The following is a 10,009-nucleotide window of genomic DNA, read 5'->3' as shown; positions in this document are numbered from 1 at the left end:
CGTCCCAATTCCTGAGGAAGTGTCCCGCCTGACCGCTCCGCCGTTGAGAGAGTGATCGACAGTTTCCGCCCTGGATAACGGGCTGCTGAAACAGTCGGCTCAAGGCGCGGTTTGAGGAACATGCTTTACTGTGCGCAGGCCATCGGTGGGAACTATGAAGCGCGGGGCGGATGGGACGAGCGGTTCGCGGGGCGGCCGCGCAGATCGCCGCGGCATCGGTGGTATCATTTGCCTCGCGCTTGACGAAGGGTTTGACGTAAGCGGCGGGATTAACTCTACGTCATGACCCAGCTTGCCGATCTCGCGGCGCCAAAAACGAGCGCCACGAAAGGGTTCCATCGCGACGACGCAAAGCCCAAGCTGGTTGAAGAACCCCGCTACGTTATCCCGCTTCAGCATTTTGCACAGTACAGCCGGCCCGGAGGCATCAGTTCCATGCACCTGAAACACAATCTTCGCCAGATCAAACCCGACCGTGCTAATCCCAACATCAGCGCTGCCGGCATTGGGGCGCGACCCTGACAGGTTGTGGGAATAACGCGCTAGACCCTCCGACCCGCGCCGCGTAGCTTGGCCACCAAGCAAGGATGAGGATTACAAGCGATGTCTTTGATTCGAATGGGCGTGGATATAGGGGGAACCTTCACCGATGTGGTGCTGGAGAAAGACGGGCAATCCTTTTCAACAAAGGTGCTGACCACCTATGCAGCGCCGGAGAACGCCATTATTGACGGCATGCAACAGGTTTGTGCCAAAGCCGGGGTTTTGCCCGGCGATATCGGCCAGATTATCCACGGCACCACGCTTGCGACCAATGCGCTGATCGAGCGACGGGGCGCGAAGACCGCGTTGATCACGACGCAGGGCTTTCGAGATGTCATTGAAATGCGGACCGAAAGCCGGTTTGAACAATATGACCTGAACCTGAACCTGCCGGAACCTCTGCTGCCGCGCCAATCGCGCTTTACGGTAGCGGAGCGGGTGGATGCGACCGGTGCAGTGCTGGTTCCACTGGACCGGGCCGAAGTGGCGGCAGTCGCTGACCAGATTGCGGAGGCGGGATATACCTCGGTCGCTGTGGGATTGATCCATTCCTATCTCAACGCCGCGCATGAACGGATGGTGCGCGAGGTTCTGGCCGAACGTCTGCCGGATGTGATGGTGTCGATCTCCGCCGAAGTGTCGCCGCAGATGCGGGAGTATGAGCGGTTCAATACCGTCGTCGCCAATGCCTATATCAAGCCATTGATGAAATCCTATCTCGGGCGGCTTCGCGGCCGACTGCAGGAGGAAGGCGTCGGCTGCGCCGTGTTCCTGATGCATTCGGGAGGCGGCATCATCTCCATCGAAAGTGCTGCGGAATTTCCGGTGCGGTTGGTGGAATCCGGGCCTGCGGGGGGGGCGGTATTTGCGGCAAATATCGCTGCACGCTATGGGCTTGACAAGGTGCTGTCCTTTGACATGGGCGGCACAACCGCAAAGATTTGCCTTATCAAGAACCAGACGCCGAAAACCGCGCGGGTGTTTGAGGTGGCGCGGACCTATCGCTTCAAAAAAGGCTCGGGAATGCCGATTTCGATTCCGGTCATTGATATGGTGGAGATTGGCGCAGGCGGCGGCTCGCTGGCGCATGTCGACGCGATGCGGCAAATCCGGGTTGGCCCCGAAAGTGCCGGGTCTGAGCCGGGTCCAGCTTGTTACGGGCGCGGCGGTTTGCGGCCTGCGGTGACGGATGCCGATCTTGTGCTGGGCAAGCTAGATCCCGACAATTTTGCGGGTGGTGCCTTTGCGTTGGATGTGGCGGCATCACGGGCGGCCTTGGAAGCGGTTCTGGGCGATGCCTTGGGCATGGAGGCGGAAGAGGCCGCCTTTGGTCTTGCCGAAGTCGTCGATGAGAACATGGCGAATGCCGCACGGGTTCATGCGGTGGAAAACGGCGAAGACCTTTCGGAATATACGATGATTGCCTTTGGCGGGGCGGCTCCGCTTCATGCCGGGCGCTTGTGCGAAAAGCTGGGGGTTCAGCGGTTATTGGTGCCGCCGGGGGCTGGGGTTGGATCTGCCATCGGTTTCCTGCGCGCGCCGTTCAGCTTTGAGGCAAACCGCTCGGTCTACATGAAACTGTCGGATTTCGACCCTGCGCGCATCAAGTCGCTCCTGACCGAATTGCAGGCCGAGGCGCGTGAATTTGTCCGCAGTTGCGATGCGACAAGCCCGGTTCTGTCGGAATTCAAGGTCTACATGCGCTACACCGGGCAAGGCTGGGAAATCCCGATCGCCCTGACCGAGGCGCATGCGATGACCCCTGATGTCGCAGAGTTCGAAGCCTTGTTCGAAGCGGATTATGTCAAGCTGTTCGGGCGAGCGGTGACCGGTCTTGATGTGGAGATCACGGTTTGGGCCGTCAATGCCACCACGCCACGGCAAGCAGTCGAAAAGGTTGTAGAAGTGCAAGATAGCGGCCGGGCTTTACCGTCGGGAAATCGAAGAATGTTCGATCCTGCCAAGGGGAGTTTCCTTTCGGCGCAGGTGGTTCTCCGGTCATCCCTGGCCCCCGGCGATGGCGTTTCCGGCCCTGCTGTGATCACCGAAGATGAAACGACGATCATCGTTCCGTCCAGTCGCCGCGCGATTTGCCAGCCGGACGGGTGTATTGATCTTACCGTCGCACAGGAGGCGTGAACCATGGCGCAGCATTCAACCGTTGCCTATCAGGTGATGTGGAACCGCCTGATTTCGGTGGTGGAGGAACAGGCGCAGGCCTTGGTCCGCACCGCGTTTTCCACCTCGGTCCGTGAGGCGGGCGATCTGTCAGCCGGCGTTTACGACAGCCGCGGTCGGATGCTCGCGCAGGCGGTGACCGGGACACCCGGCCATGTCAACGCAATGGCCGATGCCCTGGCGCATTTCATCCGGCGCATCGGGCGTGAAAACATCTTTGAAGGCGATGTCTATATCACCAATGACCCTTGGGAAGGCACCGGGCATTTGCACGATTTTACCGTCGTCACGCCATCTTTCCACAAAGGTAACCTCGTCGGGTTTTTCGCCTGCACCGCGCATGTCGTCGATATCGGCGGGCGCGGCTTTGGCGCTGATGCCGCCAGTGTTTATGAAGAAGGGCTGTATCTGCCGATCATGAAATTCGCGGAACGGGGCGTGGTGGACAAGACCCTGCTGCATATCCTGCGCGGCAACGTGCGCCAGCCGGATCAGTTGGTCGGTGATCTTTACGCCTTGGCGACATGTAATGAGATCGGCCACCGGCGGCTGATCGACATGATGCAGGAATTTGATCTGGACGATCTGCAAGGGATCGCCGAATTCATCTTTGAGGCATCGCGGCGCGCGACGGTTGAACGCATTGCGGCTTTGCCGCAAATGCAGGCGACAGGTGCGATGACGGTCGATGGGTTCGACACCCCGATCACGATTGCGGTCAAGCTGACCATCGCGGGCGACCATATCCTGACGGATTTCACCGGTACCAGTGGCGTCGACAAAAAAGGCATCAACTGCCCGCTCGTCTATGCCAAAGCCTATGCTTGCTATGCCTTGAAATGCGCTATTGCGCCGGAAATTCCGAACAACGCAGCGTCACTGGAGCCGTTCCGCGTGACCGCGCCTGCGGGTGCTATCGTGAACGCGCTGCACCCGGCGCCGGTGGCTCTGCGCCATATCATCGGGCATTTCGTGCCGGATGCGGTCTATGACGCGCTCGACAAGATCATCCCCGGCGTGGTGCCCGCCGAGGGCGCGGGCTGCCTGTGCAACTTCCAACTGTCATTGCGATCTGTGGATGGCACAGGCGCGCGGGCGGAGGTGTTGACCTTCAACTCCGGCGGGGCAGGGGCGCGGCCCGCCCATGACGGGCTGAATGCGACCGCGTTCCCTTCGGGCGTGATGACGATGCCAATCGAGGCGACGGAACACGCAGGCCCGGTGATCATCTGGCGCAAGGAGCTGCGACCTGACAGTGGTGGCGCGGGCGCGCAGCGTGGCGGCTTGGGGCAGTTCATGGAGGTCGGCGCGCGGGAGGGCTATGAGTTTGACTTTTCCGCCATGTTTGACCGGGTGAACCATCCTGCGCGCGGGCGCCGTGGCGGCGCGCCGGGGGCGCCCACAACCATCGGGCAGGACAATGGCGCGGAGATGCGCGGTAAGGGCAAGCAGTTTGTGCCCGCAGGGCGGCGCGTCATGCTGGCCCTGCCGGGGGGCGCGGGCTACGGAGAAGCAAACGCGCGCGATCCGGCAACGGTGAAGCGCGATCTGGCGCGGGGCTACATCTCGGCCGGGGCCGCAGCGCGTGACTATGGGTTGGACGCGGCGACAATTGCGGAGGTGCAAGCGAAGGTTCGCAAGGGTGAGGAGATTTAGACAATGAAAAAGCTGGTGCTGACCGGGGCAGCGGGGCGGCTTGGATCATATTTGCGCGAACCGTTGTCGAAGCTCTGCAATGAGTTGGTGACGAGCGATCTGGCCGAAGGCATTGGCAAGCTCTATCCCGGTGAACGCTATGTGAGGGCCGATCTAGCCGACCTTGCTGCGATGCTCAAATTGCTGCAAGGCGCTGATATGGTGGTGCATTTCGGAGCCATCGGCGATGAAGCGCCGTGGGACCAGATCCTGCCCGCCAACATCGTCGGCGCCTATAATATCTGGGAAGCGGCCTATCAGAACAAGCTGCGGCGGGTGGTCTATGCGTCATCAATCCACGCTGTCGGGATGCATCCGAAAAACCACTTTATCGGCACCGACGCGCCGCACCGCCCCGATACGTTCTATGGGCTGGCCAAATGCTTTGCCGAGGATCTGGCGAGCCTTTACTGGGACAAGCGCGGGGTCGAATCCGTCTGCATGCGCATTCTGTCGGCCGCACAGGTCGGCAATCCGCGCGCGCTCGGTTCTTGGTTGAGTTACGACGATCTGATCCATCTGGTCACCCGCGCCATTGATACACCAGTGGCCGGGTTTACCGTGGTGTATGGCGTTTCCAACAATGACCGTGCGCCGGTGGACAATGCCAAAGCCGCGTTCCTGGGCTATCGCCCCAAGGACAACGCCGAACAGTTCGCCGCCCGGATTTTGGCCGAGGCGGACCCTGTGAATCCGCAAGACCCGGGCGATATGTGCCATGGCGGGCCTTTCGCCTCTATCCCCTTGGGTGAAAGCGGCATTGCCAAGCTCAAGATCGTCGATGACAAGAAAACCACCTGACGCGCCGAGGTTGGTTGTTCAGTCCCGGCATTTGATGGATTGGATTTACGATGAACCGTTCCGGTTCGATTGCCCATTGTTTGCGGATGACCCCGTAGGGAGTGAGTCCCGTTAGGGTCTTCAATCTGCGCCCGAAGTCGCAGGCGCTGATGAAGTTGGCGAGATGATGTCGCAACTGATCGTCGTCGTCGTAGTAGAAGTGCATGACGGTCGCGTCCTTGATGGTTCGGTTCATTCTTTCGACGTGACCATTGGTTCAGGCAAGTTTCACCTTGATTAGCCGATGCTTGATCTCATGCTCGCGGCAGCGACGATCGAAGATGTTCTCAAAGGCGTAAATATGCCGTTCGTGATTGGTGAACTGGATGTCCTTATCCACTGCCCGGCGGCGGGGTACAATGGTCGCTATCGCGCCCGATTGCAGTTTCGTATGCGCCTTGATGCTGAAACACCATCCGGACAGCACGCGCGCGAAACTCCGGAGAGTAGCGATTTGCCATTTTGCTTTTTGTCATAACCCTCATCCTTACTTAAGATGATGGTCTTCTGTCGAACTCGGAGCCATTCAGAAGTTCGCACAACATCCAGCCTCCCGGCACGTTCGCGCCTGCCCCGTCAAGTTCAGAACCGGAAGCGCAGAACAGACTGACCCGTCGTTCTGCAAGTGGGCTGATGGGCCTGACACAATTTATGTCACTTTTGTGTCGACAATAAGTGTTTTTGTTGTATATGATGGATTCGGGAACCAGGGCTTGTTGCAAGCCCGCTTGATGAAAACGGGAGGAGTTATCATGAATCAATATCTGAAACGCTTGGCATTGGCCGGCGCAATGTCGGCAATCGCCTTGGGTGCTGCCGCGCAAGAGGTAACGTGGCGCGTGCCGACTTCGGTGCCCGAAGGGTCACCCTTTTACGTCAATTTTCTGGAGCGTTTTGCCGCGAACACCAAACTGCTGACCGATGGCAAAGTCGAAGTGCAGCCTTTCGGCGCCGGGATTCTGGTGCCTGCGCTCAAGGTCTACGATGGTGTCAAGGACGGCATTGTCGAGGCCGGCCATTCCACGCCCAGCTATCTGGTCAACCAAGACCCGATCAACGCGATCTTTGCAGGCTTTCCGGGCGGCATGGGGCCAGAAGCCTATTCGACATGGATCTATGAAGGCGGCGGCAAGGAAAAGCTGGCCGAGATTCGCGCTGCCGAAGGGCTGAAATCGCTGGTCGTCGGCATCGGTTCATCCGAGATCATGGCCCATTCCAACGTGGCAATCCGCAGCGCCGCCGATTTGAAAGGCTTGAAATACCGCACCTCTGGTCCATGGGCCGAAGTGATGCGCGACTATTTCGGTGCGGTTCCAACCGTTGTGCCTCCGGGTGAGATTTATACCCTGCTGGAACGCAAAGGCGTGGATGCAATTGAGTGGGCACCGCCTTCGGCCAACCTGCCCGAAGGCTTCCATGAGGCTGCACCCTATATCATCATCCCCGGCGTGCATCAGCCGACTTTCCTGTGGGAAGTGGTGCTGAAAACGGAAACATGGGACGCGCTTGATGACTCGCTGAAAGCCAAGGTCGAAGCGGCAGCAGAACTGACCACCCGCCAATCGCTGACGAATTTCTATGACAAGGACATGAAGGCGATGGAGATTTACCGCGCCAGCAAAGCCGAGGTGATCACGCTTGATCCGGCTTTCGTCAAGGAATTGTCCGATGCGGGCCTGGATTGGATCGGTAAAAAGGCCGAGGCACAAAAAGCCGAAGGAAAAGGTGACATGGCGGCGATTCTGGCGGATTATCTGACCTACAAGGATCGCTGGGCGACGGAAAGCGACTATCTGATCCGCACCGGCAAGTGATCTGAACCAAAAGGGGGAGGCGATCATGCGACAGACATTTCTGACACTGGCTGACAGGGTATCTGCGGCTTTGGGATATGTCGCGCAAGCGATGGTCCTGATCCTGATCGCTTCCATGCTTTACGAAGTGGTGGCGCGCTATGTGCTTGGCGCGCCAACCATGTGGGCCTTTGATGTGGCCTATATGAGTACCGGTGTTCTGTTCGTGCTGGGTGCGGCGCAATGTCTGCGCGAAGATGCCCATGTCCGCATCGACTTTCTGTCATCGCGGCTGTCGTCTCGGGTTCGGGGTATTATCGACGGGGTGGCTTTCCTTGTCGTGCTATTTCCGATTTTTGGATGGCTCGCATTGATTGCAGGTGGCCATGCCTGGCGCGCATTTCAGACCGGGGAAGTTGAAACCGTCAGCCCCTGGGCACCGTTGATGTGGCCTTTCTATTCGGCACTTGCCATCGGGCTCGGTGCGTTGGCGCTGCAATTGGCCGCCGAAGGGTTGCGCGGTTTTTTCAGCCCGCGGGCTGACGATACATTCAAGATCGAGATTTGATATGCTGACCGCCGGATTGATGTTTCCCGCCCTGTTCGTGCTGATCCTGCTGGGTCTGCCGATTGCGTTTTCACTGGTCATCGTCTCCGTTGGCGCGGGGTTGGTGGCTTTCGGCTCGATGTCGTTTGACCAACTTTACGGCTCCTTCTATTCCGCCTCGACCAATTTCATCCTGTCGGCAATTCCGATGTTCATCCTGATGGGTGCGCTGTTGGAGCGATCCGGGATTGCGGAACGCCTGTTCAAGGTGATGAACATGTGGCTTGGTCGCTTGCCGAACGGTTTGGCAGTGGCGACAATCGCGATGGGCGCGATTTTTGCCGCTGCCGCAGGTGTTGTCGGCGCTGTTGAGGTGATGATCGGGATGATGGCGATCCCCGCCATGCAGCGCGCGCGTTACGACAACAGCCTGATCGCCGGCACCATCTGCGCGGGCGGCTCGCTTGGGACCATGATCCCGCCGTCGGTGATTGCGGTGATGTATGCGTCGCTTGCGCAAATGTCAGTGGGCAAGCTGATGGCGGGGATGATGCTGCCGGGGCTTTTGATGGTTGCGCTGTTCCTGATCTATATCGTGATCAAGGGCAAAATGCACCCTGCGCCAACCGATGCGGCGGTGATTGCCGAGGATACGCTGCCGCTGGGCGAAAAACTCTGGGCGACGGCTACGACGCTGGTGCCGGTGTTTTTGCTGATTTTTGCAGTTCTGGGCTCGATCCTCGCCGGGATCGCCTCCCCGACCGAAGCGGCGGCCGTGGGGGCGGCGGGTGCGCTTGTGTTATGTATCGCCAACCGCAGGTTTAGCCTGACGGTGTTGCTGCAATCCTTGCAAATCACCGTGCGCATCTCGGCGATGATCCTGCTGATCGTTGCCGCTGGCACCATGTTCATGGGGGTTTTCGCGGCCAATGGCGGCGCTATGCTGATCCGCAACGCGATCACCGGTGCGGGGCTTGGGACGACGGGGATGATCATCTTCTTTCTGGCAATCGTGTTCGTATTGGGCTTCGTGCTCGATTGGACCGCGAACGTGCTGATCTGTGTGCCACTGTTCACACCCTTCATCCGCTCCTCCGGGATTGACCCGGTATGGTTCGCGACGATGGTTCTGATCGTTATCCAGACCGGATATCTGACGCCGCCCATGGCCTCGTCGATCTTCTACCTGAAATCCATCGCGCCGAAGGATATGACTTACGGCCAGATGTGCCGTGGCGTTGTGCCATTCATTCTGCTTCAACTGCTGACCCTGGCGCTGATCGCATTGTTCCCGGCACTTGTCACCTGGTTGCCCTCTCAGATCGTCGGGTTCTAGCGCGTTCTCTGCGTCCTCATGCCTCAAAACGACTGGCCGGGTCGCGATCACGGACGTAACGGTGGAGGAGCGGAAACGGCGGCAACCAGCTTTCGCGACGGATGGTCCAGCTTTCATAGGTCGGCATCAACTGGTCAGGCGCATCCAGAGACCCGAGATTTACTTCGATCTCATCCCCGCTCCGCCCAAAAACCGGGGAGCCGCACACCGGGCAAAAGGACCGCCCCGCGTAATTGCGCGTTTCACCCGTGATTGTCACCGCTTTCTGCGGAAATATCGCTGAGGCGTGAAAAAGAGCGCCATGATGCTTGCGGCAGTCGAGACAGTGGCAAAGGCCAACCCGGTATGGCTGCCCCATCGCCAGAATGCGGACATTGCCGCACAGACAACTGCCGGTGAACCGCTCCACTCTGCACCTCCAAAGCCATCAGGTGACGGACATTACATCAAAACGCAGGCTACGTCGATGAAACCGTCCCTGTCTTGAAAGGGTCCGGTTTTCCGCCGCCGGCAGAACCGGCGTCGATTGCGTCTTTTGAAGTCAACGGCGCGCGATCGCCCCCGCCAGATCATTTTTTCCGCCAAGTTCAGACGGACATCCGTTAACGGGCGCTTCAGCAAAATCTGTGGTATTCTTGCGAGCACGGGCCAATATGGGCAACCGCGTCGCAAAGAAGCATTCCGCTGATGCAAAACCGATCTGACCGACCCGGATGGTTCATAACTTTCGGGAGCCGGTTGTGGCGCGACGACTCCCCTTGAATTCGCCGCCTGCCGTGGTATCAGAGCCCGGCGTTGGAAGTGTGGCCGAGTGGTTTAAGGCTCTAGTCTTGAAAACTAGCGTGCGGGGAACCGTACCGTGGGTTCGAATCCCACCGCTTCCGCCACTTGCCCTCACGAAGGCGTTCTCCCCATCCGACTACAACCGGATTTTTCCGTTGTTTTCGGGGGTTATGCGGGTGGGGCTGTTAACCGGCCCACGCCCCGAAAGGCGCACACGCGTTCTCTAAGGGCCGATATTCTCCAGAGCTGTTAACCGTCACCGTTTCGGTTATTAGACCTAAGGCTCTGATTTAA

The 10,009-nt window shown here is 59.0% G+C and carries 7 protein-coding genes, 1 tRNA gene and 3 pseudogenes; 7 read left to right on the top strand and 4 right to left on the bottom strand.

Translation table 11 applies throughout. From position 1 onward, the window contains the following. Positions 1–184: 184 nt before the first annotated feature. Positions 185–483, bottom strand: a pseudogene (locus L0H65_RS08140) (IS110 family transposase); the annotation flags it as partial. 120 nt (positions 484–603) lie between these two features. Here L0H65_RS08140 and L0H65_RS08135 point away from each other — a divergent pair. The 3 genes from L0H65_RS08135 to L0H65_RS08125 are packed head-to-tail and all read left to right on the top strand — an operon-like array spanning position 604 to position 5,217. Further along, on the top strand, positions 604–2,682 hold the full coding sequence (locus L0H65_RS08135; protein ID WP_301458382.1) for a hydantoinase/oxoprolinase family protein: 2,079 nt from the start codon (positions 604–606) through the stop codon (positions 2,680–2,682). 3 nt (positions 2,683–2,685) lie between these two features. Then, complete coding sequence (locus L0H65_RS08130) at positions 2,686–4,377, top strand: hydantoinase B/oxoprolinase family protein (RefSeq protein ID WP_301458381.1); 1,692 nt, start codon at positions 2,686–2,688, stop codon at positions 4,375–4,377. A gap of 3 nt (positions 4,378–4,380) precedes the next feature. Then, positions 4,381–5,217, top strand: a complete 837-nt coding sequence (locus tag L0H65_RS08125; RefSeq protein ID WP_301458380.1) for an NAD(P)-dependent oxidoreductase — start codon at positions 4,381–4,383, stop codon at positions 5,215–5,217. On the opposite strand, the pseudogene L0H65_RS08120 reads toward L0H65_RS08125, so the two are convergent. After that, positions 5,186–5,551, bottom strand: a pseudogene (locus L0H65_RS08120) (integrase core domain-containing protein); the annotation flags it as partial. The gene L0H65_RS08125 and the pseudogene L0H65_RS08120 overlap by 32 nt on opposite strands. A gap of 54 nt (positions 5,552–5,605) precedes the next feature. Continuing rightward, a pseudogene (locus L0H65_RS08115) lies at positions 5,606–5,732 on the bottom strand (IS3 family transposase); the annotation flags it as partial. A gap of 276 nt (positions 5,733–6,008) precedes the next feature. On the opposite strand from L0H65_RS08115, the gene dctP reads away from it, so the two are divergent. From dctP to L0H65_RS08100, 3 genes are read left to right on the top strand one after another with little or no spacing between them, the layout of a single operon-like run. After that, complete coding sequence (gene dctP / locus L0H65_RS08110) at positions 6,009–7,070, top strand: TRAP transporter substrate-binding protein DctP (protein ID WP_301458379.1); 1,062 nt, start codon at positions 6,009–6,011, stop codon at positions 7,068–7,070. Positions 7,071–7,095: 25 nt separating this feature from the next. After that, on the top strand, positions 7,096–7,617 hold the full coding sequence (locus L0H65_RS08105) for a TRAP transporter small permease subunit (protein WP_301458378.1): 522 nt from the start codon (positions 7,096–7,098) through the stop codon (positions 7,615–7,617). Position 7,618: 1 nt separating this feature from the next. Next, positions 7,619–8,932 carry a TRAP transporter large permease subunit gene (locus L0H65_RS08100; RefSeq protein WP_301458377.1) on the top strand — a complete coding sequence of 438 codons (1,314 nt, stop codon included), beginning with the start codon at positions 7,619–7,621 and terminating at the stop codon, positions 8,930–8,932. Between the two features lie 16 nt (positions 8,933–8,948). On the opposite strand, the gene L0H65_RS08095 is transcribed toward L0H65_RS08100, so the two are convergent. Beyond that, positions 8,949–9,341, bottom strand: coding sequence for a GFA family protein (locus L0H65_RS08095; protein WP_301458376.1), 393 nt, complete (start codon positions 9,339–9,341; stop codon positions 8,949–8,951). 388 nt (positions 9,342–9,729) lie between these two features. Between L0H65_RS08095 and L0H65_RS08090 the strand changes: the two genes are divergently transcribed. Then, a tRNA-Ser gene (locus tag L0H65_RS08090) sits at positions 9,730–9,819 on the top strand. Positions 9,820–10,009: the final 190 nt, after the last annotated feature.

Origin of the sequence: Pseudorhodobacter sp., from assembly GCF_030452865.1 — a bacterium.
Classification (GTDB): domain Bacteria; phylum Pseudomonadota; class Alphaproteobacteria; order Rhodobacterales; family Rhodobacteraceae; genus Pseudorhodobacter.
This window is presented reverse-complemented; position numbering and strand designations above follow the sequence as displayed.

Bases quoted from the DNA above. Each gene is read 5' to 3' on its own strand.
- L0H65_RS08135 (WP_301458382.1), top strand. From the start codon at position 604: ATGTCTTTGATTCGAATGGGCGTGGATATAGGGGGAACCTTCACCGAT.
- L0H65_RS08130 (WP_301458381.1), top strand. From the start codon at position 2,686: ATGGCGCAGCATTCAACCGTTGCCTATCAGGTGATGTGGAACCGCCTG.
- L0H65_RS08125 (WP_301458380.1), top strand. From the start codon at position 4,381: ATGAAAAAGCTGGTGCTGACCGGGGCAGCGGGGCGGCTTGGATCATAT.
- dctP (WP_301458379.1), top strand. From the start codon at position 6,009: ATGAATCAATATCTGAAACGCTTGGCATTGGCCGGCGCAATGTCGGCA.
- L0H65_RS08105 (WP_301458378.1), top strand. From the start codon at position 7,096: ATGCGACAGACATTTCTGACACTGGCTGACAGGGTATCTGCGGCTTTG.
- L0H65_RS08100 (WP_301458377.1), top strand. From the start codon at position 7,619: ATGCTGACCGCCGGATTGATGTTTCCCGCCCTGTTCGTGCTGATCCTG.